Origin of the sequence: Janthinobacterium sp. NFX145, assembly GCF_049810325.1 — a bacterium.
In the GTDB taxonomy this organism is placed as follows: Bacteria; Pseudomonadota; Gammaproteobacteria; order Burkholderiales; family Burkholderiaceae_D; genus Janthinobacterium; species Janthinobacterium rivuli.
In genome coordinates this window covers 4,766,003-4,789,615 of sequence record NZ_CP187360.1, presented here as the reverse complement: position 1 = coordinate 4,789,615, position 23,613 = coordinate 4,766,003, and the positions used below count along the sequence as shown (strand labels likewise).

Sequence of the window (23,613 nt, the reverse complement as noted above, 5' to 3'; positions counted from 1 at the left end):
CTAATCTGCCGGCATGGGAATGCAAAATAAAACAGGCTTGATACTGACGGGAGGAGGCGCCCGTGCCGCCTACCAGGTGGGCGTGCTGCAGGCGATTTCGGCGATACTGTGGGAAGCGGGCTGGGCGCCGGCGCGCAACCCGTTCGACATCATCTGCGGTACCTCGGCCGGCGCCATCAACGCCACGGCGCTGGCCTGCCGCGCCGACAATTTCGGCGAAGGCGTGCAAAAGCTGCTCGACGTGTGGCAGCACATCGAGGTCGAGCAAGTCTACCGCGCCGATTCGCTGGGCGTGATCCGCTCGGGCGCGCGCTGGCTGTCCTTGCTGTCGTTCGGCTGGCTGCTGCGCCAGTGGCATGCGTCGCCGCCCAGTTCCCTGCTTGACAATACCCCGCTGGTCAGCCTGCTGCACCGCATGCTCGACCTGCCGCGCCTGGACGCGGCCCTGGCCGACGGCCTGCTGCATGCGCTGGCCGTGACGGCGTCGTCGTATTCGGGCAGCCGCCACATGACGTTTTACCAGACGGCCGAGGATATCGCGCCCTGGGTGCGCACGCAGCGCCTGGCCCTGCCGGACCAGATCGGCGTGGAGCACTTGCTCGCCTCGGCCGCCATCCCCTTCATCTTCCCCGCCGTGCCCCTGTACGTGGGCGGCCAGCGCGAATACTGCGGCGACGGTTCCATGCGCCAACTGGCGCCGATCTCGCCGGCCATCCACCTGGGCGCGAACAAGGTGCTGGTGGTGGGCGCGGGGCGCATGACGGAACCGGCGCCGGCCGCATCCGAAGCGGCGCGCTACCCGAGCCTGGCGCAGATCGCCGGCCATGCGCTGTCGTCGATTTTCCTCGATGGCCTGGCCGTCGACATCGAACGCCTGAACCGCATCAACCTGACTCTGTCGATGCTGCCGCCCGAGTTGCTGGGCAAGACGGCCTTGCGTCCCGTGGAGTTGCTCGTCATCGCGCCGTCCGAGCGCCTCGACGCCATCGCCAGCCGGCATATCGGCAGTTTGCCCCGTCCCATCCGCACCATGTTGTCCGGTATCGGCGCGGCCGAAGCGCGCGGCGCGGCGCTGGCATCGTATTTATTGTTCGAATCGACGTATACTAACGAGCTGATCCGTCTTGGACAGCGCGATACGCAAGCCCGCAAGGATGATGTCCTGGCGTTCTTTGGTTCCTGAGACGGCCCTTGGAGCGGCGTGCGGGTTTTTCGCGTTTTTTTTGACAGGACGACTGTGCTGGTATTTCGACGTGTTTGCGATGTGGTGTTGTTATTCAGTCTACTGTTGAGCGGCTGGGCCGCGGCGGCGCCCGCGCCCACCCTGCGTTTCGACCAGCTCAGCGTCGACCAGGGCCTGGCGCAGGAATCGGTGCTGGCCATCGCCCAGGACCGGCAGGGCTATATGTGGTTCGGCAGTCAGTCTGGCCTGAGCCGCTACGATGGCTACCGCATGGTCGTCTACAAAAATATCGAAGGCGACAAGACCAGCCTGGCCGACAACTGGGTGGGCGAGCTGCACGTCGATAGCCAGGGCCAGCTGTGGGTCGGCACCGACAATGGCCTGGACCGCTTCGACGCCGCCAGCCAGACCTTCATCCACTACGCCCCGGCCGAAAAGAGCAAGCGCGGCAACGGCAACCGGCATATCCACGCCATTCTCGACGATGGCGCGCGCGGCTTCTGGATCGCCACCTCGGACGGCTTGCAGCATTTCGATCCGGCCACGGGCGTCTTCCGCACCTGGCACCATGAAGAAGGCAAGCCGCATAGCCTGGGCGACAATGAAATCAAGGCGCTGGCGCTGGACGCGCAGCAGCGCCTGTGGATCGGCACGGTCACGGGCCTGGACATGCTGGCGCCGGGCAGCGACCGCTTCGAGCACTTTGCCGTCGACACGGATCCTGGCTCGAAGTACAACGTCATCCAGTCGCTGCTGATCGATCGCCAGCAGAACCTGTGGATCGGCACCATGGCCGGCGCCGAGCGCTGGCGCCTGGGCGCCGCCGGGCAGGCACCGCAGTCGCGCCTGCGCCTGAATGAAAAACAGGGCTTTTCCGCCATCCGCGTGGCCAGCCTGTATCAGGACATTGACGCCACGGTCTGGCTGGGCAGCAATGCCGATGGCCTGTTCCGCTGGCTGCCCGAGAGCGACACCTTCCTGCAGTACCGGCACCAGATGGGCGACAAGTTCAGCGTCGCCGACAACCAGCTGTCATCCTTGTACCGCGACCGCGCCGGCACCTTCTGGGTCGGCTCCTGGTACAACGGCGTGAGCCGGGTCGACCTGGGCAGCGGCGGCTTTTCGCGCATGGCGCGCGCGCCCGGCGACGTGGGCGCGCTGGCGGACAAGAAAGTGCGCGCCGTGGCCGACGCGGGCAATGGCAAGCTGTGGCTGGCCACCAAGGGCGGCCTGAAACTGTACGACACGCGCGACGGCAGCTCGCGCCTGTTCGACCTGCGCAGTTCGCCCGGCATGTCGCGCGACGAGCAGGTCACTACCCTGTACAAGGCGCCGGACGGCGTGCTGTGGGTGGGCGGCTCGACGGGCTTGCACCGCTTCGATCCGGCCCTCGGGCGTTTTTTCACCATGCGCTTTGCCGCCGGCGATCCGAACAGCGACACCATCCGCAATGTCGTGAGCGACCGCAGCGGCATGCTTTGGGTCTCGACGCGCGGCGGCGTGCACCGCTTCGACCCCTCGACCAAGCGCTTTTCCACCTACCGCCATGACCCGGCCAACCCGAACAGCCTGTCCGACAATATGGTGCGGCCAGTGCTGGAAGACGGCAAGGGGCGCTTGTGGATCGGCTCCTTCCATGGCCTGGACTTGCTCGACCGCGCCACTGGCCACTTCCGCCATTTCCGCCACGATCCGCAAAACCCGCAGAGCCTGAGCCACGACGAAGTGCATTTCCTGCACGAAGACAAGCGCGGCGTGCTGTGGGTGGGCACGGCCAATGGCCTGAACCGCATGGACGTCGACGCCAAGGGCGAGATCCGTTTCCGGCGCTTCGTGCGCAAGGATGGCATGGCCGACGATGCCGTCGCCAGCATCCTCGGCGACGACAACGAGCAACTGTGGCTGAGCACGAATAGCGGCATCACGCGGCTCGACATGCGCAGCGGCCTGTTTCGCAACTACGACAGCGCCGACGGCACCGTGGAAGGCTCCTACTTCGATGGCGCGGCCCTGCGCGCGTCCGACGGCACCATGTACTTCGGCGGTTTTAACGGCATGACGGCGTTCGTGCCGCAGGATATCCACGACAACCGCGTGCCGCCGCTGGTGTCCATCACGGAACTGCAGATATTCAACAAGCCGGTGGCCATCGGCCGCGGCGAGTTCGCGCACGTGCTCAGGACGGCCATCGACCATACGCGCCAGCTGGTGCTGACCAGCCGCGAAAGCGTCTTTTCGCTGGAATTCGCGGCCCTGCATTTCGCCGCGCCCCAGCGCAACATGTTCGCCTACCGGCTCGAAGGCTTCGACCAAGACTGGGTCATGACGGATGCGGGCCGGCGCTTTGCCACTTACACCAACCTCGATGCCGGCAACTACGTGTTTCGCGTCAAGGCGGCCAACAAGGACGGCGTGTGGAACGAGAGCGGCGCCACCCTGGCCATCACGATTTTGCCGCCGTTCTGGAAAACCTGGTGGTTCCGCACCCTGATGGGCGCGCTGCTGCTGGGCGCCATTTATGGAGCCTACCGCCAGCGCGTGCGCGCGCTGCGGCATCAGCAGAATGAACTGGAAAAGCAGGTCAGCGAGCGCACGGCCGAGTTGCAGAGCAAGGAAATCGAAGTGCTGGCCCAGTCGGAAAAGCTGGCGCAAGTCAACAGCAGCCTGACGAAAAACGAGGAAAGCCTGCGCCAGGCCAAGCGCAAGGCCGAGGATGCGACGCGCCAGAAGTCGGAATTTTTGGCCAACATGAGCCACGAGATGCGCACGCCGCTGGCCGGCGTGATCGGCATGCTGGGCTTTGCCCTGCGCGACGAGCAGCTGCACGACGCCACGCGCGAGCAGATCCTGCGCGGCCAGGCCAACGCCCAGTCGCTGCTGGTGATCATCAATGACTTGCTCGATTTTTCCAAGATCGAGGCGGGCAAGCTGAGTATCGAAAACATCGACTTCGCGCTCGGCGCGGCCATCGAGACGGTCGTCAGCCTGTTCGAGGAGCAGGCGGCCGCGCGCAGCATCGGTTTCTCCATCGATTTCGCGCCCGACCTGCCACCGTTCGTGGTGGGCGACCCGACCCGTTTGCGCCAGGTGCTGGTCAACCTGGTCGGCAATGCCTTCAAGTTCACCCAGCGCGGCGGCGTCAGCGTCTGCGTCGAGCGGGCCGGCGTGGCCAGCGGCAGCGGCGGACGGCGTGTCAACCTGATCCGCTTTACGGTCAGCGACAGCGGCATCGGTATCGATGCGGACGCGATGGCGCGCCTGTTCCAGAAGTTCGAGCAGGCCGACGCCAGCACCACGCGGCGCTACGGCGGCACAGGGCTGGGCCTGGCGATCTGCCGCCAGCTGGTCGAATTGATGGAGGGCGAGATCGAGGTGGCCAGCACACCGGGGCAGGGCAGCACCTTTGCCTTCACCCTGCCGCTGGCCGATGGCGTGGCGCCGCCGCTGGTGCCGCAGGTGGCGCTGGCGCCGCACAGCCACCAGTTGCGCGTGCTGTGCGCGGAAGACTTCCCCACCAACCAGATCATCATCCGCGTCATGCTTGAGGAACTGGGGCACCGGGTCGACGTCGTCGCCAACGGCGTGCTGGCGGTGGCCGCCTGCGTGCATACGCGCTATGACCTGATCCTGATGGACGGGCGCATGCCGGAGATGGACGGCGCCACGGCGACGCGCTTGATCCGCGTGGGCGGCTGGCCGGACCAGCCCGTGCGCGACCAGGAACTGATGATCGTGGCCCTGACGGCGAACGCCAGCGACGAAGACCGCAACCGTTATCTTGGCGTCGGCATGGACGATTTCCTCAGCAAACCGGTGGACGAGGCGGTGCTGCATGGCTTGCTGGCGCGCGCCATCGAGCGCCAGCTGCAGCGCGGTTTCATGTTGCCGCGCATGCCGTCGGACGCGCCGCGCGCCGCCGCGCGCGGGCAGGCCGAACTCGACGCCCTGTTCGGCATCGCGCCGGCGGTTCCCGTGCCGGCGCCTGCCCAGTCCATCCGCAGCGGCGAACTGCAACGGCGCATCCGCGTCGCTTTCCTCGCCGACCTGGAGGGACGTTTGCGTGAACTCGACGCCGCCCTGGCGGCGCAGGACAAGGACAACGCCGGGCGCCTGCTGCACGGTTTGAAGGGCAGCGCCGCCTATCTCGATGAAACGCAGCTGCACATGCTGTGCACGGAAATGGAGGAGGCGGCGGACGGCGGGCGCTGGACGCAGGTGGCCCTGCATTTGCCGCAGTTGCGCGCACTGTTGGCGCAAATAGCCGTTTTGGGCAAGGAAATGTAAAATAGGCAATGCCGGCCATCGAGCGCGCGGCCAAACTGGGTAGAATATGGCCAGGCACCGTGACGCTGCCGCCTATGGAGAAAGCAATGAAAGTACTGGTGGTTGACGATGATGTCGTGTCGCGCATGGTATTGATGCATCTGATCGACAGCTGCGGCGTGCACGATATCGTGGAAGCCGAAGATGGCGCGGCGGCGTGGGAGCAGCTCGAAGGCGGCTTGCGTCCGTCGCTGTGTTTTTGCGATTTGCGCATGCCGCGCCTGTCCGGCATGGAGCTGCTGCAGAAAATCCGCTCCGACAGCGCGCTCGATGCCATGCCGCTGGTGCTCGTGTCGTCGGCGAATGACCAGGACACGGTGCGCGACGCCGTGCAGGCCGGCGCCGCCGGCTACATCGTCAAGCCCTTCCAGCCGGAGCAGGTGCGCCTGCATATCGACGCCTGCTTCGACGTTTCGGCCTTGCCGGCCGAGGCGCCGCGCGACACCTTGCAGCGCCTGGGCATCGACAGCGAACGTCTGCTGGCCTACCTGACGGGCTTCCAGGGACAGATAGTCGCCGCTGGCGAGCAGGTCGACGCCTTGCTGGCGCGCGGCGAACCGGCCCAGGCGCGCCAGCAGCTCGAACGCCTGCACCTCGGTTGCCGCACCCTGGGTCTGCACGGCGCGGAAGCGGGCATGATGGCCCTGCTGCAGGCCGCGGTGCTCGACGGCGGCCAGATACAAACGGCCCTGGCCGCGCTGGCGCGCAGCGTGGCGCAGCAGGCGCGTCTGGCACAGAAGCCGGACGGCGCTGGCTGAATCCGCTGTTTTCCGCTTGCCGGGAAAATACTTTAGGTTTAAAGTATCTGCTTCCGGGCCTTTGCACGCGCCCGTCACCAGCCAGGACGAGCATGAGCAGCGACCCTTCGCCTACCACCGCATCTCCCCGGGACGACTTCGCGCGTGCGCACTTGCCGCCGCGCGCGCTCTGGCCGCAGTTGTGCCTGGACTTGCCCGAGTTGCAGTATCCGCCCCGCCTCAATTGCGTCGCCGCGCTGCTCGATGCGGCCGTGGCCAATGGCGGCGGTGGACGCACCGCCATCCTTGCCGACGGCCAGCACTGGACTTACGCGCAGCTGGCGCGCCAGGTCGACCGCATCGCCCACGTGCTGCGCGCAGACCTGGGCCTGATCCCCGGCAACCGCGTGCTGCTGCGCGGCGCGAATACCCCCATGATGGCCGCCTGCCTGCTGGCCGTGCTGAAGGCCGGCTGCATCGCCGTGCCCACCATGCCGCTGCTGCGCGCGCGCGAACTGTCCACCATCGTGAGCAAGGCGGAAGTGAACGCCGTGCTGTGCGCGCAAGGCTTGCGCGCGGAGCTCGATGGCGTGCCCGGCTTGCCGGCCATGCTGTGCTTTGGCGCCGATGACGCGGAACTGGAACAGCGCATGGCGGCCCACGCCGCACCGTTTGCCGCGTGCGATACGGCGGCCGACGACGTTTGCCTGATCAGCTTTACCTCGGGCACGACGGGCGTCCCCAAAGGCACCATGCACATGCACCGCGACCTGCTGGCCATCTGCGACTGCTTTCCCCGCTCCATGCTGCAGGTGCGCGCCGGCGATATCTTTATCGGCACGCCGCCGCTGGCGTTCACCTTCGGCCTTGGCGGCTTGCTGCTGTTCCCGCTGCGCTTTGGCGCTTGCACCGTGCTGCTGGAAAAACTCACGCCCGAGAGCCTGCTGCGTGCCATCGGCGCCTACGGCGCCACCATCTGCTTCACGGCGCCCACCTTTTACCGCCAGATGGCGCCCCTGGCGGCCAGCCACGACGTGCGCAGCCTGCGTTTGTGCGTGTCGGCCGGCGAGGCGCTGCCGCTGGCCACGCGCGACGCCTGGCAGGCGGCGACAGGCCTGGCCATGACGGACGGCATCGGCGCCACCGAAATGCTGCACATCTTCATTTCCGCCACGGGCGAGGGCATCCGCCGCGGCGCCATCGGCAAGGCCATTCCCGGCTACCAGGCGTGCATCGTCGACGATGCCGGCGTGCCGCAGCCGCCCGGCGTGACGGGCCGCCTGGCCGTGAAAGGCCCCACCGGCTGCCGCTACCTGTCCGACCCGCGCCAGCGCGAGTATGTGCAGAACGGCTGGAACCTGACGGGCGACACTTTCGAGATGGATGCCGACGGCTATTTCTATTACCGCTCGCGCAGCGACGACATGATCGTCTCGGCCGGCTACAACATCGCCGGCCCGGAAGTGGAAGAGGCGCTGCTGCGCCACCCCGCCGTGGCCGAATGCGGCGTGGTCGGGCGCGCCGATGCCGAGCGTGGCCAGATCGTCGAAGCGCACATCGTGCTGAAAGACGGCAGCCAGGCCAGCGATGCGCTGGCGGCCGAACTGCAGGATTTCGTGCGCCAGCAGATCGCCCCCTATAAATACCCGCGCGCCATCCGCTTCCTGCCTTCCCTGCCGCGCACGGAAACGGGCAAGCTGCAGCGCTTCAAACTTCGTACGGATACGCCATGAATATCGTCTGCATCGGCGGCGGCCCCGCCGGCCTGTATTTCAGCCTGCTCATGAAAAAGCAGAACCCGGATCACCGCATCACCGTCATCGAGCGCAACCGGCCGTATGACACGTTTGGCTGGGGCGTCGTGTTTTCCGACCAGACCCTGGGCAACCTGGCCAACGCGGACGAGCCGACCGCGCGCGCCATCCTGCAGGCGTTCAACCACTGGGACGATATCGAGATCCACTTCAAGGGCCAGACCGTGCGTTCCGGCGGCCATGGCTTTTGCGGCATCGGCCGCAAGCGCCTGCTCAACATCCTGCAGGCGCGCTGCGAGGAACTTGGCGTGCAGCTGGTGTTCGAGACGGAAGTGCAGGACGACCAGGCCATCGCGCAGCAGTACGGCGCCGACCTGGTGATCGCCAGCGACGGCTTGAACAGCCGCATCCGCACGCGCTATGCGGCCAGCTACCAGCCCGATATCGACCAGCGCCAGTGCCGCTTCGTCTGGCTCGGCACGCGCAAGAAATTCGAGGCGTTTACGTTTGCCTTCCGCCAGACGCCGCACGGCTGGTTCCAGGCGCATATCTATCAATACGACGGCGACACTTCCACCTTCATCGTCGAGACGCCCGAACACGTGTGGCGCGCGGCGGGCCTGGATACCATGAGCCAGGAAGAGGGCATCGCCTTTTGCGCCGCGCTGTTCGCCGAGGAGCTCGACGGGCAAGGATTGCTGAGCAATTCGCCGCACTTGCGCGGCTCGGCGCAGTGGATCACCTTCCCGCGCATCGTCTGCCGCCAATGGGTGCATGTACAGGACGGCGTGCCCGTCGTGCTGATGGGCGACGCGGCCCACACGGCGCATTACTCGATTGGCTCGGGCACCAAGCTGGCGCTGGAAGACGCCATCGAGCTGGCGCGCTGTTTCGGCCAGCATGGCGATAGCGATGCTGCGCTGGCCGCCTACCAGCAGCTGCGCGCCATCGAGGTGCTGAAAATCCAGAGCGCGGCGCGCAATTCCATGGAGTGGTTTGAAAACGTCGAGCGCTACAGCGCCATGGAAGCGCCGCAGTTCGCCTATTCCATGCTCACGCGCAGCCAGCGCATTTCGCATGAAAACCTGCGCCTGCGCGACCCCGCCTACGTGGCCGATTATGAACGGTGGCTGGCGCGGCGCGCGGGCGAGCAGGCTGGAGTGGCGATGCGGGACGAGGCCCTGCCGCCCATGCTCACGCCCTTCCGGCTGCGCGGCGTGCTGCTGAAAAACCGCATCGCCGTCTCGCCCATGGCGCAATACAGCGCCGTCGATGGCGTGGCGGGAGATTACCATCTGATGCACCTGGGCGCGCGCGCCATGGGCGGCGCGGGACTCGTGTTTGCCGAGATGACGTGCGTGTCGGCCGATGCGCGCATCACGCCCGCCTGCCCCGGCATGTACAGCGAAGCCCACACGCAGGCGTGGCGCCGCATCGTCGATTTCGTGCATGCGAACAGCGATGCGAAGATCGCCCTGCAACTGGGCCACGCGGGGCCGAAAGGCTCGACGCGGCCGATGTGGGACGGCATCGACCTGCCTTTGACGCACGGTAACTGGCCGCTGCTGGCGGCCTCGGAACAGCAATACCTGGCCGGCGTATCGCAAACGACGCGCGCGGCCACCGAAAGCGACCTGGCGCGCATCGAGCAGGACTTCGTGCGCGCCACCCTCGCCGCCGCCGTCGCCGGTTTCGACTGGCTGGAACTGCATTGCGCGCATGGTTATCTGCTGTCGAGTTTTATCTCGCCGCTGACCAACCGCCGCACGGACGACTATGGCGGCAGCCTGGAAAACCGCTGCCGCTATCCGCTGCGCGTGTTCCGCGCCATGCGTGCCGCCTGGCCGCAGGATAAACCGATGAGCGTGCGCATTTCGGCCCACGACTGGGTCGAAGGCGGCATCACGCCAGACGACGCGGTGCGCATCGCGCGCCTGTTCAAGCAGGCCGGCGCCGATTTGATCGACTGTTCCTCGGGCCAGGTGAGCAAACTCGAACAGCCCGTGTACGGGCGCATGTTCCAGGCGCCGTTCGCCGACCGCGTGCGCAACGAGGCGGGCATCGCCAGCATGGCCGTCGGCTCGATCTTCGAGGCGGATCACGCCAACAGCATCATCGCCGCCGGGCGCGCCGACCTGTGCGCCGTGGGCCGGCCGCACCTGGCCAACCCCGCCTGGACCCTGACGGAAATGGCGCGCATCGGCTACAGCGGCGCAGGCGCAGCGTGGCCGAAACAGTACCGGCCGGGCCAGCAGCAGCTGGAACGCAATCTGCAGCGCGAGCGCCAGCTGGCCGCCGCCAATACGGGCCTCACCCCGCAACAGGTGGCCGCGCGGCTGCTGGAAGGATGACATGAGCAAGGAACAATTGGACGGCGCATTGGCCGATAAACACGCGCTGGTGACGGGCGCCGGCAGCGGCATCGGCTTCGCGTGCGCGGGCGCCTTGCTGGACGCGGGCGCCAGGGTCACCCTGGCCGGGCGCGATGGTGCGCGGCTGGCGCGCGCGCGCATGCAGCTGGAAGAGGCGGGCCACGCGGGCAGGGTCGCCATCTGCGTGCTCGACGTGGCCGTGGAAGCGTCCGTGCAAGCGGGCTTCGCGCAGGCGGCCGCGCATTTCGGCCGCATCGATATATTGATCAATAACGCGGGCCAGGCGCATGCGGCGCCCTTCGGCAAGACGGATGCCGCCATCTGGCAGCAGATGCTGGCCGTGAACCTGACGGGCGTGTATCACTGCTGCCATGCCGCTATGCCGGCCATGCTGGAAGCGGGCTGGGGCCGCATCGTCAACGTGGCGTCGACGGCGGGCCTGAAGGGTTATCGCTACGTCAGCGCTTATGTCGCCGCCAAGCACGGCGTGATCGGCCTGACGCGCGCGCTGGCGCTGGAAGTGGCACCGCGCGGCGTCACCGTCAACGCCGTCTGCCCCGGCTACACGGAAACGGACATGGTGGCTCAGGCCGTGCAAAACATCGTGCGCAAGACGGGGCGCGGCGAAGACGCGGCGCGCGCGGAACTGGCGGCGTCCAATCCGCAGCAGCGGCTGGTGCAGCCGCGGGAAGTGGCCGATGCGGTGGCGTGGCTATGCCTGCCCGCGTCGGCCGCCATGAATGGACAATCGATCGCCGTCGCTGGCGGCGAAGTCATGTAACTGAGTGAAGACCATGGATAAAGAACCCGATAACATGCAGCACGAACCCGTGCAGGACGAAGCCATACCGGAAGAACCGGTGCTGGACCTGGCGAGCCGGCTGACGCAGGACCACCACCAGTCGCTGAAATTGTGGCTGCGCATGCTGTCATGTACGGTCAAAATCGAAAACGAGGTGCGCACGCGCTTGCGCGCCACCTTCGGCATCACCTTGCCCCGCTTCGACTTGATGGCGCAGCTCGAACGCTTTCCCGAAGGCTTGCGCATGGGCGAACTGTCCCGGCGCATGATGGTCACGGGCGGCAATATCACGGGCATCACCGACCAGCTGGAACAGGAAAAGCTGGTGGTGCGCGTGGTCGATCCGAAAGACCGCCGCTCCTACAGCGTCAAGCTGACGCCGGCGGGCCGGCGCGCGTTCGACGAGATGGCGCGCGTGCACGAAGGCTGGATCGCCGAACTGCTGCACGGCGTGACGCCGGACGACAAAACCCGCTTGATCGACCTGCTGTCGCACATGAAACAGCAGTTGAATAACACCCCCATAAAGGACTGAGCATGCGCCATCTACCCGGCCAGCCGCAAGACCTGCCAGGCAACCGCGCCAGCCTGGCGAGCTACGCCGCGCGGCATTTTCTGTTTTCCGTCGACGCAGGCGTCGCCACCTTGACCTTGCACCGGCCCGAGCGCAAGAATCCGCTCACTTTTGACTCGTATGCGGAATTGCGCGAGCTGTTTCGCGCGCTGGCGCATGCGGACGACGTCAAGGCCGTCATCATCACGGGCAGCGGCGACAATTTCTGCTCGGGCGGCGACGTGCACGACATCATCGGTCCCCTGACGCAGCTCGACATGCCAGGCTTGCTGGCCTTTACCCGCATGACAGGCGACGTGGTGAAAGCCATGCGCGCCTGCCCGCAGCCCATCATCGCTGCCATCGACGGCATTTGCGCGGGCGCCGGCGCCATGCTGGCGCTGGCCTCCGATATCCGCCTTGGCACGGCGCGCAGCAAGACGGCCTTTTTGTTTACCCGCGTGGGCCTGGCCGGCTGCGACATGGGCGCCTGCGCCTTGCTGCCGCGCGTGATTGGCCAGGGCCGCGCCGCCGAGCTGCTGTACACGGGGCGCTCCCTGGCCGGCGCCGAGGGTGAACGCTGGGGCTGGCTCAACCGCCTGGTTGAACCCGAGGAGCTGGCCGAGGCGGCGCAGCTGTTCGCGGCCGGCCTTGCCAGCGGTCCCACGTTCGCCCACGGCATGACGAAAAAAATGCTGCAGCAGGAGTGGAACATGGGCGTCGACGAAGCCATCGAGGCGGAAGCGCAGGCGCAGGCCATTTGCATGGCCACCAACGATTTCCACCGCGCCTATCACGCTTTCGTGGCGAAGGAAAAACCACAATTCGAGGGTAACTGACATGCGTGACATGAGCTATCTGGACTGGCCATTTTTCGAAGCGCGCCACGCCGAACTCGAACGCGAGCTCGATGCCTGGGCGACGCTGCACCTGGACGACGCGCATGGTGCCGATGTCGATGCGGCTTGCCGCGCGCTGGTGGCGCAACTGGGGCAGGGTGGTTGGCTCGCGCACGCCACCGGCACCGATGGCAAGATCGACACGCGCGCCATTTGCCTGATGCGCGAAACCCTGGCGCGCCACAATGGCCTGGCCGATTTCGCCTTTGCCATGCAGGGACTCGGTTCCGGCGCCATCGGCCTGTTTGGCAGTTTGGAGAACAAGGCGCGCTATCTGCCGGACGTGGCCAGCGGCAAGCGCATCGCCGCTTTTGCCCTGTCCGAACCGCAGGCCGGCTCCGACGTGGCGGCCATGGCGTGCGCGGCGCGCCGCGACGGCGACGAGTATGTGCTCGACGGCGAAAAGACGTGGATCTCGAATGGCGGCATCGCCGATTTTTACGTGGTGTTCGCCCGCACGGGCGAGGCGCCAGGCGCGCGCGGCATCAGCGCCTTCATCGTCGACGCCGACAATCCCGGCCTGGAAATCGCCGAGCGCATTGCCGTGATCGCACCGCATCCGCTGGCGCGCCTGCGCTTTGCCAATTGCCGCGTGCCCGTGTCGCAGCGCCTGGGCGAGGCGGGGCAGGGCTTCAAGGTGGCCATGGCGACACTCGACGTGTTTCGCACCTCGGTGGCCGCCGCCGCGCTGGGCTTTGCGCGGCGCGCCTTCGATGAAGCGCTGCGCCACGCGACAAAGCGCCAGATGTTTGGCCAGACCCTGGCCGACTTTCAGCTGACGCAGGCGAAACTGGCGCAGATGGCGACCGGCATCGATGCGGCCGCCTTGCTCACCTACCGCGCCGCCTGGCAGCGCGACCAGGGCCGCAAGGTGACGAAGGAAGCGGCGATGGCCAAGTTGACGGCCACGGAAACGGCGCAGCAGGTAATCGACGCGGCGGTGCAGCTGTTCGGCGGCATGGGCGTGGTGAGCGACCATCCGGTCGAGCGCCTGTACCGCGAAATTCGCGCCTTGCGCATCTACGAGGGCGCCAGCGAAGTACAGCAATTGATCATCGCGCGCGAATTGCTGCGCGAGGCGGCGGACGCATGACCCGCATCAACAACGAGGAAAGCAATATGCAAGTTTTACAACCACCGGGATGGGCCAGGCCGCGCGGCTATGCGAATGGCGTGGCCGCCAGCGGACGCACGGTGTACGTCAGCGGCATGATAGGCTGGGATGCGCAGGGCCAGTTTCATACGGACGATTTTGCGGGACAGGTGCGCCAGGCCTTGCAGAATATCGTCGCCGTGCTGGCCGAGGCGGGCGCCTTGCCCGAGCATATCGTGCGCATGAACTGGTATGTGCTCGACAAGAAGGAATACGTGGCGGCGTATCCGCAAATCGGCGTGGCCTACCGCGAGCTGATCGGCAAGCATTTTCCTGCCATGACGGCCGTGCAGGTGGCCGGCCTGATCGAGGATCGCGCCAGGGTGGAAATCGAGGTGACGGCCGTGCTGCCGCCATGATGGCTGCAGTAAACTGTTGTATTAAGTGCATTTCAATTGAAATAAATTAATGCAATTAATGCATTTCCTTGTGCTATATTGATATGCCGAAAATTCGCGGCAACTACACAGGGGGAGCGATGCAACAACAAATCATGCTGAAAATCAAGGCGGTGCAGCCCGTCACCTTGCTCGCTGGCGCCTTGCTGTGCATCGGTGCCGTGCCTGCCGCGTCGGCGCAATCCTTGCTCAACGGCGCGCAGGAAGCGCAGCTGTCCGCCTGGCTGGGCGAAGGTCCGCTGGCGCTGACGGCCATCTACACGAAGTCGGCGGGCGACACCTCGCGCGATTTTCACCTGGCGGCCGACGGCAGGGGACGCACGTTTTCCGTGATGCAGGCGAGCAACAGCGCCGGCCAGACCTGGCTGGTGGGCGGCTATAACCCGCAAAGCTGGAATTCGTCGGGCCACTACAACATGACACCGGAAGACCGCGACCGCACGGCCTTCATCTTCAACCTGACTTCGGGCCAGCATTTCCGGCAAACGCCGAAAACCTATGCGCTGGACTCGGTGGGGTCGTATCAGACCTTCAATGACATCAACGCCGGCCCCACCTTCGGCATCGGCGCCGATCTGGGCATGTCGGCGGACCTGAGCACGAACGGCATTTCTTCGCGCTACTCCTACATCGACCCGGCCAATGGCATCTTCGGCGCAAGTTTGCTCGATGGCACGCCGTACGGCTCCTATCCGAATGTCACGTTTGGCGCCATGCAAGTATTTAGCGTCAGCGCCGTGCCTGAGCCGGCGATGTTGCAGCTGTTGCTGGCCGGCTTGTTGCTTGTCGGTGCAGCTACCGTGCGGCACAGGAAATTGAGCGTGCCGCCGTTTGCAACGAGGCGTGTCAAGTAAGACAGAACGCTTTTACGGGATCGACAGTGCGGCGGAACAGGAACATGGTGCGCAGGACTGGCTGACGGCGATGGCGCGCGTGATTGCGGCCGTGCGGCGCATGATGGCGCGTCGTGCGGGCAAGAACTCGTCTCATCCTCATGTTAAAAATAATAATAAACAAATATCGGCATCAAGCGTTTAGACTTGCGCTTGCTGGTCGCCGAAGCGTCACGTGTAAGCAACTTTATGGAATCGCGCCGTGTTATTTAATTCATTTCCGTTCTTTCTGGTGTTTTTGCCGTTGGCGTTGCTGGGATACTTTCTCATTTCAAAGTATTCGCTGCGGCTATCCATAATTTTCCTGTTGCTGGCCTCGCTTGCATTCTATAGCTACTGGGACGTCGCCTACCTGCCGCTGCTGCTGTTGTCAATCTGCTGTAATTTCACTATTGGCCGAGTCGTCTCGAAGCGTCAGGAGACGGGCCGCAAGCGCGAGGCAAAGCGCTGGTTGTGGGCCGGACTGGCCTTCAATTTGTCGCTGCTGGTGTTTTTCAAGTATTTTGATTTTGTGATCAGCAATGTTGCCACCTTGACGGGAGCGCCATTTCAGCCGCTGGGGATTACCTTGCCCATTGGCATTTCGTTTTTCACCTTTACGCAAATCGCGTACCTCGTCGATTGCCACGCCGGAAAAGTCAAGGATTACCAGCCAGAAAGCTATGGTTTATTTGTGACCTACTTTCCGCACCTGATCGCTGGTCCCATTCTGCATCACAAGGAGATGATGCCGCAGTTCGTGCAGGCCGAATCGCATGTTTTCAGTCGCGGGCGCCTGATCGTCGGCCTTGCATTCTTCACGGTTGGTTTGTTCAAGAAAGTTATTCTGGCCGATGGGATCGCGCGCTACGTCGCTCCCGTCTTCGACCTCCATCACGCCCATTTGAGCATGCTGGAGGCCTGGGCCGGTGCGCTGGCATATACCTTCCAGCTGTATTTCGACTTCTCGGCTTACTGCGACATGGCCTACGGCTTGTCCTATATGTTCGGCATCATCTTGCCCATTAACTTTTTCTCGCCATACAAGGCGACCTCGATCATCGATTTCTGGCGCCGATGGCACATCACGCTGTCCAATTTCCTGCGCGATTATCTATATATCCCCCTGGGGGGGAACCGCAAGGGCGGGTTCTTGCGTTACCGCAATCTACTGATCACGATGCTGCTGGGCGGACTCTGGCACGGCGCCAACTGGACCTTCGTGGTATGGGGCGGCTTGCACGGCTTTTATCTCATCGTCAACCATGCGCTGCGCCACCTGTTGGGCCAGCGCAGCAACCTGGTGGTACGCGCTGGCGGCGCATTGGCGACTTTTTTTGCCGTGGTGCTGGCTTGGGTCTTTTTTCGCGCCAGTTCCATCGACGCGGCGCTGGATGTGCTCCAGGCCATGTGCGGCGGCACGCTGACGCCCGCCATGCAGGAAAGCATGCTGGGTGTGAACCGCATCATGCAGCTGAGTTCCTGCCTGTGGTGGCTGGGCGTCTGTGCCGCCATCATTTTTTTCATGCCGAATGTGTATGAGCTGCTGGGGCGAGGCTTGCGCGTGTCGACGGAGCAGCGCCTGGAAAGTGACCGGGGCAGCGTCCTGTTGGGGGCCATGTTGATGCTGTGCCTGGTCTTGCTGGCAATTAGTGAGACGCGTGGCGTTTCTGAATTCTTGTATTTTAATTTCTGATAAATCATATGCGCTCTATATTTGCGATAGGCCTGGGTGTCCTGGGTACGGCACTGGTGTTGGAAGCGTTGCTGCAATGCCTGCCGGTGGTGTCCGGCCTGCGCATGGAACAGAGCAGCGAGCAGCGCCCGTATGCCCGCTATCTGCCGCAGCAGGACTACGTGTATTCGCACGGCTGGGCCCTGGCGAATGCCCGGCATGGCAAGACAAATCGGCAGGGCTTTACCAACTCTCCTGATTTTAAGGATGGTGCGGCCGTTCTTGTCATCGGTGACAGCTTTATCGAAAGCTTGATGCTGGAGTATCCGGAAACCCTGCAAGGCCGGCTGGCTCAGACACTGGGCGGCGGCGTGTATGCCGCTTCCGCCTCGGGAAACGGGTTTGCCGATGCGCTGGAAGTGTTGCGTTATACGCGTGCGCAGCTGCATCCGCGCACGGTGGTGATGTTTGTCGAGCCGATGGACATGCTCGACATCCTGGCGCCAGCACAGCGGGGCCATAGCATGTTTGTCAGCGAGGGAAACAATATCAAGCTGGTGCACGTCCCGTATGTCGAGTCCAAGGTCAAGCGGCTAGTTTCCTATTCGGCCCTGGTCCGTTATATCTATTACAACTTGAAGTTTCCTGACTGGTTGATGAGCCAGTTGCGCCGCAGTTCCCCTGGCGCGGCACAGGAGCTGGCCGCCGGCGCGCCTGATGCACGCCGCGCTGCCGCGCTTGAATACTACATGACGCAATTGCGCGCGCTGGGCGGCGCTGACGATACGCGCTTTATCTTCGTGGTCGATGCTGACCGGAACATGCTGTATGCGCCGCGGAAGGCGGTGCCGAACTGGAAAGCCGGTGATCGCACATTTTTTATCCAGAGTGCAATGCGACATGGCTATCAGGTGGTGGACATGCAGCCCATATTCGCGCGCCATTGGGAGCAACAGCGCGAGCGCATGGATTTCCTGCCGGCGGACGGCCATTGGAACCCTGTGGCGCACGATCTGGCGGCGCAGCAAATCCTGCCCTTGCTGCCTTCGGCATCGCCTGCGTTGCCGGCGCCATTGCGCCAGGTGGCAGGACACTGAGGCGCCGGCCCCACGCACGCGCCCGATTGCCGGACTGTCAATGGCCGGAACTAGCCTGTATAATGCCGCTGCGCGTGTCGCCATCGTACAATGGATAGTACAAGGTCCTCCTAAGACTTAAATGCAGGTTCGATTCCTGCTGGCGACACCACGTTTCCACGCAACGCGCGTCGGCAGCCTGTGATCATCCAGGCGGTAATTACTGGTCGATGGCGATTGAAGTCCGAGTTATCGGTACAATGCGTGCTTCATTCATCCAATCGGCGGCTGTTTTGCACACCACGCGGTGTGCGCGAGACGGCGCCCGAGCACTCTTACTCATTATGGCTGTCATTTCTCTTTCATCGGCGCAACTTGCGTTCGGTCACGTCGCGCTGCTCGATCACGCGGAATTTTCACTGGAAACCACGGAGCGGGTCGGCTTGATCGGCCGTAACGGCACGGGTAAATCGTCGCTGTTGAAGGTTATTTCGGGCAAGTTCAAGCTCGATGACGGCTTGTTGGTCATGCAGCAAGGCATCAAGATCGCGTATGTGGAGCAGGAACCGCAATTCGACCCGGACATGTCCGTGTTCGACGCCGTCGCTTCCGGCATGGGCGAATCGCAGGCGTGGCTGAAGGAATACGATGCGCTGACGGGCCAGTTTGGTCAGGGCAATGACGACGAACTGATGGAACGCATGCACGACATCCAGGTCAAACTCGATGCGGCCGATGCGTGGAGCTTGCCGAACAAGGTGGAAACCGTACTCGACCGTCTGAACCTGACGGGCGACATGGCCATGAAAACCCTGTCCGGCGGGATGCAAAAGCGCGTGGCGCTGGCGCGTGCGCTGGTGTCGGCGCCTGACGTGCTGCTGCTCGATGAGCCGACCAACCATCTGGATTTCAGCTCCATCCTGTGGCTGGAAGGCTTGTTGCGCGACTTCAAGGGCAGCGTGCTGTTCATTACCCATGACCGCTCCTTCCTCGACAACGTTGCCACGCGCATCATCGAACTCGACCGCGGCCGCTTGCTGTCGTATCCGGGCAACTTCACGGCGTACCAGACCCGCAAGGCGGAACAGCTGGAAATCGAGGAAGTGGAAAACGCCAAGTTCGACAAGTTCCTGGCGCAGGAGGAAGTGTGGATACGCAAGGGTGTCAAGGCGCGCCGCGTGCGTGACGAAGGCCGCGTGCGCCGTCTGGAAGCGCTGCGTCTGACGCGCAATGCGCGCCGCGACCAGCAGGGACAAGTCAAGCTGGACGTCTCGGCCGGCGAACGCTCGGGCAAGATCGTGGCGGACCTGGAAAACGTTTCCAAGATTTATGGCGACAAGGTCATCGTCAAGGATTTCAGCGCCACCATCTTGCGCGGCGACAAGGTTGGCCTGATCGGCGCCAACGGTGCCGGCAAGACCACCTTGCTGAAGATGATCCTCGGCCAGGAAGAGTCGGACACGGGCAGCATCCGCCTGGGTACCAAGCTGCAAGTGGCGTATTTCGACCAGATGCGCACGCAGCTGAACGAAGAGGCGAACCTGATGGAAACCATCGCGCCAGGCAGCGACTGGGTCGAGATCAATGGCCAGCGCCGTCACGTGATGACGTATTTGAACGATTTCCTGTTCGCGCCGGAACGCGCCCGTTCGCCCGTCAAGTCGCTGTCCGGTGGCGAGCGCAACCGTTTGCTGCTGGCGCGCCTGTTCGCCAAGCCAGCCAACGTGCTGGTGCTCGATGAGCCGACCAATGACTTGGATATCGATACCCTGGAATTGCTGGAAGAGTTGCTGGAAGAATACACCGGCACCGTTTTCCTCGTCAGCCATGACCGCACCTTCCTCGACAACGTGGTCACGCAAGTGATCGTCGCCGAAGGCGAGGGCAAGTGGCGCGAATTCGTCGGCGGCTACACGGACTGGGAGCGCGTGCGCACCTTGCCGATCGCCACGGCGCCCGCCAGCAAGCCGGCCGTGAAGGTCGAGGCTGCCGCGCCGGCCGCCAAGCAGAAAAAGCTCAGCTACAAGGAACAGCGCGAACTGGAAGAGTTGCCGAAACTGATCGCCAAGCTGGAAGATGAGCAGTCGGTGCTGGCCGCCGAACTGTCGCACCCGGACTTCTACAAGAAGACGCCGGCCGAAGGCAAGCGCCTGAACGCGCGCGTGGCCGAGATCGAAGGCGAACTGCTGGAAGCGCTGGAAAAGTGGGAACTGATCGAGGCGCGCACCAATAGTTGATGCTTTTTTGCATACCCTGTTGTAATTAAGTCAGGATTATTTGCCACGGCAACGGTTCAGCTTGATATAATTATATAATTATATTTATTACATCGGGGGATGCATGTTTGTCATGAAAAACATGCGCTCCGGACCACCGCGTCCGGTGCGCGGTTCCACCTCCGGTGCGCAGCAGCATGTTTGACCGCGCCGCCTTGCCCCGGGTAGCGCCATTCCTGGCCTATCTCTCCTTCATTGTCATTGCCGACGTGCTCGGCCGCTTGGGCGTTGCCGCGCAGGACTTGCGCTGGCTGTACGCCATCAAGATAGCCGTCGTGCTGGGCCTGTTGTTGTACTGGCGCCGCAGTTACACGGAATTGCTGTGGACGCCGTTGGGCGCGCGTGCCATTCTCGGAGCGCTGGTCAGCGGTGTTGTTGTTTTTCTGCTGTGGATCAATCTCGACGCCAGCTGGATGCGCATCGGCAATCCGGACGGCTTCGATCCCCGCACCGATGGCCGCATCGAGTGGAGCCTGGTGGTGCTGCGCATCGCCGGCGCGGCGCTGGTGGTGCCCGTGATGGAGGAGCTGTTCTGGCGTTCCTTCCTGCTGCGCTGGATCGACAGGCCGGATTTTTTGCGGGCCGATCCGCGTCTGGCCAGCGCCAAGGCCTTCGCCATCAGCGTGTTGCTGTTTGGCTTTGAACATAATTTGTGGCTGGCCGGCATGGTGGCCGGTGCGGCATATAGTTTGTTGTACATGCGTAGCCAGTCCCTGTGGTCGCCGATCCTCGCGCATGGCGTGACGAACGGCGTGTTGGGGCTCTGGATTATTTCTGGTGGGCATTGGATTTACTGGTAGTATTGCCTATCAACTGTGTGATCTTTCAAAGACAAAACCATGTTGAATTCCTTGCGTAAAAAAGCCGTTGCCGCCGCCTTCATGGCCAGCCCGCGTTTGCCGGCTGCGCTGTTTCTCCTGGGCACCCTGGCCAGCGGCGCCGCCCTGGCCGACATCAGCGACACCATCAAGCCTTTCGTTGCCACCTCGTATTCGTACGACGACAACCTGATGCGCTTGCCGGACGACGTGCCCGGTTTTTCCGGTCCCCGTTCGGATACGTCGAGGATGCTGCAGGCGGGCTTCCTGTTCAACCGTCCCATCGGCCGCCAGGTACTGACGGGCCAGGCCAAGTGGTCGAAGGTGAGCTTCAACCGCTTCAGCCAGTTCGACTACGATGGCAAGGATTATCTGGCCGACCTGGAGTGGCACATCGCCAACCACCTCGAAGGCCATGTGGGCGCCAGTTATTCGCAGACCCTGACGCCGTTCAGCGACTTCCAGAGCACGGTGCGCAATTTGCGCACGCAGCGCCGCGAGTACGTGAATGGCGCCTGGCGCTTCCACCCCAGCTGGCGCGTGCGCGGCGGCCTGTCGCGCGACCGCTACTCGTATGACTTGCCGTCGCAAGCGTTTTCCAACTGGACGGAAGACGCGACGGAGTTGGGCGTCGACTACCTGGCGCGCAGCAATAGCCGCGTCGGCCTGCAGTTGCGCCACCTGAATGGCAAGTATCCGAACCGCGGCGCGTTCGATGCCACTGTGTACGGCAACGGCTATCGCCAGGACGAGATCAAGGCCAATGTCTTCTGGGATTACAGCGACATCACGCAGGTGGAATTCCTCGGTGGCTGGGTACGCCATCGCAACAACTTGCTGTCCGGGCGCGACACCAGCGGCACGAATGGCCGGCTGAGCGTGTACTGGAAGCCTTTGGGCAAGGTCAATTTTACGGGCATCGTCTGGCGTGAATTCGGTTCCGTCGACAATTCGCTGGTGACAAGCAGCCTGAACACGGGGGGCAGCCTGGGCGCCACATGGACGGCCACCTCGAAGGTGCGCGTCGATGCCCAGCTACGCCAGGAACGGCGCGATTTCGAAGCCGTCAGCGGCCTGGTGCTGCCCGGCGACGGGCGCGACACCACGCGCACCGCTTCGCTGGGCGCCACGTATGCGCCGCACCGGAAAATCCAGCTTGGCGTGCGCCTGTTCCACGAGCGGCGCGAAGGCGTCGCCATCATCGATAGCGGCAGCTATCGGGCCAAGGGCATTTCCTTCAATGGCAGCGTCCAGTTTTAAAGATCAACATGACTGTCAATGATATACCCCTGATTTCGTTTTTTCAGCGCGTCCTCGACCCGATCATCATCATGGGCTTGCTGTACCTGATGACGGTTCTGTCGGGTTCGCCCTTTACCGGCTATACGCTGGTGCTGATGATACTGGCCGTCTTCATTTCGTCGACGGTGTACCAGCACGTCGACCCCTACCGTACCTGGCGCAGCGGCCGCATGCTGGCGTATGCGCGCGATATCCTCGTCGGCTGGACGATCGTCGCGCTGATTCTCATCTTCCTGGGCTCGGCCACGGGCCTGGCCTATCATTTCGATACCGAGGTGGTGCTGGCCTGGTTTGTCCTCACGCCCTTCGTGCTGCTGGCCGGGCACCTGGCCGGGCGCCGGTTCAGTCTGCGTCCGGACAGCGACAGCGAAGTGCGCTCGGTGGTCATCATCGGCGCCAATGACGCGAGCCTGAAGTTTGCCGCCACCGTCGAGCGCAATGCCAACCTGTTCATGCAGGTGCATGGCTTCTTCGACGACCGCACGGACGACCGCTGGCCGGAAAAAATGCGCGAACCGATGCTGGGGCGCATGGACGATATCGCCACCTACGTGCGCGAACACAATATCAAGATGATCTTCATCAGTCAGCCGATTTCGGCCCAGCCGCGCATCCGCAAGATGCTCGACGAGCTTGAAGATACGACGGCTTCCGTGTATTTCTTGCCCGATATTTATATCTTCGACCTGATGCAGGCGCGCTTCGACAACGTGGGCGGCATGCCCGTGATCGCCATCCGCGAATCGCCGTTCACGGGCTTTAACAGCATGGTCAAACGGGGCAGCGACATCGTGCTGGGGCTGGTGATCCAGGTGCTGCTGCTGCCGGTCATGCTGGTCATCGCCATCGCCGTCAAAAGCACCTCGAAGGGGCCGGTGATTTTCCGCCAGCGCCGCTATGGCCTGTATGGCGAGGAGATCGTCGTCTACAAGTTCCGTTCCATGACGGTGGGCGAAGACGGCGATACGGTGGTGCAGGCCACCAAGAACGACCAGCGCGTGACGCGCGTCGGCGCCTTTCTGCGCCGCAGCTCGCTCGATGAGCTGCCGCAATTTCTCAACGTCCTGCAGGGCCGCATGAGCATCGTCGGTCCGCGTCCCCACGCGGTGGTGCACAACGAGCAGTACCGCAAGCTGATCAAGGGCTACATGCTGCGCCACAAGGTCAAGCCCGGCATCACGGGCTGGGCCCAGGTCAACGGTTTGCGGGGCGAGACGGAAACGCTCGACAAGATGGAGGCGCGCATCCATTTCGACCTCGATTACCTGCGCAACTGGTCGCTGTGGCTGGATCTGTGGATTATCGCGCGCACGGTGAAAGTGGTGCTGGCGCGCGAGAACGCCCATTGAGCGCCAGTATGCTGCCTGCAGGAAAAAATAGCGTTTGAATATACTTTGCACGGAGTCAATACGCGTTAAAA

The 23,613-nt window shown here is 63.7% G+C and carries 18 protein-coding genes and 1 tRNA gene; all 19 read left to right on the top strand.

Annotation, left to right across the window (positions count from 1 at the left end; genetic code table 11):
- The first annotated feature begins 13 nt into the window (after positions 1 to 13).
- The 19 genes from ACPJXG_RS21380 to ACPJXG_RS21290 all read left to right on the top strand — a co-directional run bounded on the left by ACPJXG_RS21380 (position 14) and on the right by ACPJXG_RS21290 (position 23,542).
- A complete protein-coding gene (locus tag ACPJXG_RS21380; RefSeq protein WP_034751717.1) occupies positions 14 to 1,183 on the top strand; it encodes a patatin-like phospholipase family protein in 1,170 nt (389 codons plus the stop codon).
- Between the two features lie 105 nt (positions 1,184 to 1,288).
- Positions 1,289 to 5,467: a two-component regulator propeller domain-containing protein gene (locus tag ACPJXG_RS21375; protein ID WP_425252270.1), complete on the top strand. Its 4,179-nt coding sequence runs from the start codon at positions 1,289 to 1,291 to the stop codon at positions 5,465 to 5,467.
- A gap of 86 nt (positions 5,468 to 5,553) precedes the next feature.
- Positions 5,554 to 6,264, top strand: a complete 711-nt coding sequence (locus tag ACPJXG_RS21370; RefSeq protein WP_425252269.1) for a response regulator — start codon at positions 5,554 to 5,556, stop codon at positions 6,262 to 6,264.
- A gap of 92 nt (positions 6,265 to 6,356) precedes the next feature.
- The gene (locus tag ACPJXG_RS21365) at positions 6,357 to 7,976 is read left to right on the top strand and encodes an AMP-binding protein (RefSeq protein WP_425252268.1); all 1,620 of its coding nucleotides are present in this window, start codon (positions 6,357 to 6,359) and stop codon (positions 7,974 to 7,976) included.
- Positions 7,973 to 10,348, top strand: a complete 2,376-nt coding sequence (locus tag ACPJXG_RS21360) for a bifunctional salicylyl-CoA 5-hydroxylase/oxidoreductase (protein WP_425252267.1) — start codon at positions 7,973 to 7,975, stop codon at positions 10,346 to 10,348. Before ACPJXG_RS21365 ends, ACPJXG_RS21360 begins: the two co-directional genes overlap by 4 nt.
- A 1-nt stretch (position 10,349) precedes the next feature.
- Complete coding sequence (locus ACPJXG_RS21355; RefSeq protein WP_425252266.1) at positions 10,350 to 11,150, top strand: SDR family NAD(P)-dependent oxidoreductase; 801 nt, start codon at positions 10,350 to 10,352, stop codon at positions 11,148 to 11,150.
- Between the two features lie 34 nt (positions 11,151 to 11,184).
- Complete coding sequence (locus ACPJXG_RS21350) at positions 11,185 to 11,706, top strand: MarR family winged helix-turn-helix transcriptional regulator (protein WP_099401104.1); 522 nt, start codon at positions 11,185 to 11,187, stop codon at positions 11,704 to 11,706.
- Positions 11,707 to 11,708: 2 nt separating this feature from the next.
- A complete protein-coding gene (locus tag ACPJXG_RS21345) occupies positions 11,709 to 12,563 on the top strand; it encodes an enoyl-CoA hydratase family protein (protein WP_425252265.1) in 855 nt (284 codons plus the stop codon).
- Position 12,564: 1 nt separating this feature from the next.
- Positions 12,565 to 13,716 (top strand): acyl-CoA dehydrogenase family protein, encoded by a 1,152-nt coding sequence (locus ACPJXG_RS21340; RefSeq protein WP_425252264.1) that lies wholly within the window; start codon positions 12,565 to 12,567, stop codon positions 13,714 to 13,716.
- Positions 13,717 to 13,742: 26 nt separating this feature from the next.
- Positions 13,743 to 14,135, top strand: a complete 393-nt coding sequence (locus ACPJXG_RS21335; RefSeq protein ID WP_035828787.1) for a RidA family protein — start codon at positions 13,743 to 13,745, stop codon at positions 14,133 to 14,135.
- A gap of 119 nt (positions 14,136 to 14,254) precedes the next feature.
- Positions 14,255 to 15,028: a PEP_CTERM-anchored TLD domain-containing protein gene (locus ACPJXG_RS21330; protein ID WP_425252263.1), complete on the top strand. Its 774-nt coding sequence runs from the start codon at positions 14,255 to 14,257 to the stop codon at positions 15,026 to 15,028.
- A complete protein-coding gene (locus tag ACPJXG_RS21325; protein WP_152598871.1) occupies positions 15,018 to 15,212 on the top strand; it encodes a hypothetical protein in 195 nt (64 codons plus the stop codon). The genes ACPJXG_RS21330 and ACPJXG_RS21325 overlap by 11 nt, the downstream gene beginning before the upstream one ends.
- A gap of 57 nt (positions 15,213 to 15,269) precedes the next feature.
- On the top strand, positions 15,270 to 16,742 hold the full coding sequence (locus ACPJXG_RS21320; protein WP_035825799.1) for an MBOAT family O-acyltransferase: 1,473 nt from the start codon (positions 15,270 to 15,272) through the stop codon (positions 16,740 to 16,742).
- A gap of 59 nt (positions 16,743 to 16,801) precedes the next feature.
- The gene (locus tag ACPJXG_RS21315) at positions 16,802 to 17,818 is read left to right on the top strand and encodes a hypothetical protein (protein WP_425252262.1); all 1,017 of its coding nucleotides are present in this window, start codon (positions 16,802 to 16,804) and stop codon (positions 17,816 to 17,818) included.
- A gap of 76 nt (positions 17,819 to 17,894) precedes the next feature.
- Positions 17,895 to 17,969, top strand: a tRNA-Arg gene (locus ACPJXG_RS21310).
- A 172-nt stretch (positions 17,970 to 18,141) separates the two neighbouring features.
- A complete protein-coding gene (locus ACPJXG_RS21305; RefSeq protein ID WP_099401010.1) occupies positions 18,142 to 20,034 on the top strand; it encodes an ATP-binding cassette domain-containing protein in 1,893 nt (630 codons plus the stop codon).
- Between the two features lie 176 nt (positions 20,035 to 20,210).
- The gene (locus ACPJXG_RS21300; RefSeq protein ID WP_425252261.1) at positions 20,211 to 20,873 is read left to right on the top strand and encodes a CAAX prenyl protease-related protein; all 663 of its coding nucleotides are present in this window, start codon (positions 20,211 to 20,213) and stop codon (positions 20,871 to 20,873) included.
- Positions 20,874 to 20,912: 39 nt separating this feature from the next.
- Positions 20,913 to 22,151 carry an XrtB/PEP-CTERM-associated polysaccharide biosynthesis outer membrane protein EpsL gene (epsL, locus tag ACPJXG_RS21295; protein WP_051959470.1) on the top strand — a complete coding sequence of 413 codons (1,239 nt, stop codon included), beginning with the start codon at positions 20,913 to 20,915 and terminating at the stop codon, positions 22,149 to 22,151.
- A gap of 8 nt (positions 22,152 to 22,159) precedes the next feature.
- Positions 22,160 to 23,542 carry an undecaprenyl-phosphate glucose phosphotransferase gene (locus ACPJXG_RS21290; RefSeq protein WP_099401013.1) on the top strand — a complete coding sequence of 461 codons (1,383 nt, stop codon included), beginning with the start codon at positions 22,160 to 22,162 and terminating at the stop codon, positions 23,540 to 23,542.
- Positions 23,543 to 23,613 lie beyond the last annotated feature (71 nt).

What these genes read in the sequence shown, in the direction of transcription:
- ACPJXG_RS21300 (WP_425252261.1), top strand. Translation starts at nt 20,211, where the DNA reads ATGTTTGACCGCGCCGCCTTGCCCCGGGTAGCGCCATTCCTGGCCTAT.
- ACPJXG_RS21290 (WP_099401013.1), top strand. Translation starts at nt 22,160, where the DNA reads ATGACTGTCAATGATATACCCCTGATTTCGTTTTTTCAGCGCGTCCTC.
- ACPJXG_RS21335 (WP_035828787.1), top strand. Translation starts at nt 13,743, where the DNA reads ATGCAAGTTTTACAACCACCGGGATGGGCCAGGCCGCGCGGCTATGCG.
- ACPJXG_RS21355 (WP_425252266.1), top strand. Translation starts at nt 10,350, where the DNA reads ATGAGCAAGGAACAATTGGACGGCGCATTGGCCGATAAACACGCGCTG.
- ACPJXG_RS21330 (WP_425252263.1), top strand. Translation starts at nt 14,255, where the DNA reads ATGCAACAACAAATCATGCTGAAAATCAAGGCGGTGCAGCCCGTCACC.
- ACPJXG_RS21345 (WP_425252265.1), top strand. Translation starts at nt 11,709, where the DNA reads ATGCGCCATCTACCCGGCCAGCCGCAAGACCTGCCAGGCAACCGCGCC.
- ACPJXG_RS21340 (WP_425252264.1), top strand. Translation starts at nt 12,565, where the DNA reads ATGCGTGACATGAGCTATCTGGACTGGCCATTTTTCGAAGCGCGCCAC.
- ACPJXG_RS21370 (WP_425252269.1), top strand. Translation starts at nt 5,554, where the DNA reads ATGAAAGTACTGGTGGTTGACGATGATGTCGTGTCGCGCATGGTATTG.
- epsL (WP_051959470.1), top strand. Translation starts at nt 20,913, where the DNA reads ATGTTGAATTCCTTGCGTAAAAAAGCCGTTGCCGCCGCCTTCATGGCC.
- ACPJXG_RS21305 (WP_099401010.1), top strand. Translation starts at nt 18,142, where the DNA reads ATGGCTGTCATTTCTCTTTCATCGGCGCAACTTGCGTTCGGTCACGTC.
- ACPJXG_RS21360 (WP_425252267.1), top strand. Translation starts at nt 7,973, where the DNA reads ATGAATATCGTCTGCATCGGCGGCGGCCCCGCCGGCCTGTATTTCAGC.
- ACPJXG_RS21350 (WP_099401104.1), top strand. Translation starts at nt 11,185, where the DNA reads ATGCAGCACGAACCCGTGCAGGACGAAGCCATACCGGAAGAACCGGTG.
- ACPJXG_RS21380 (WP_034751717.1), top strand. Translation starts at nt 14, where the DNA reads ATGGGAATGCAAAATAAAACAGGCTTGATACTGACGGGAGGAGGCGCC.
- ACPJXG_RS21365 (WP_425252268.1), top strand. Translation starts at nt 6,357, where the DNA reads ATGAGCAGCGACCCTTCGCCTACCACCGCATCTCCCCGGGACGACTTC.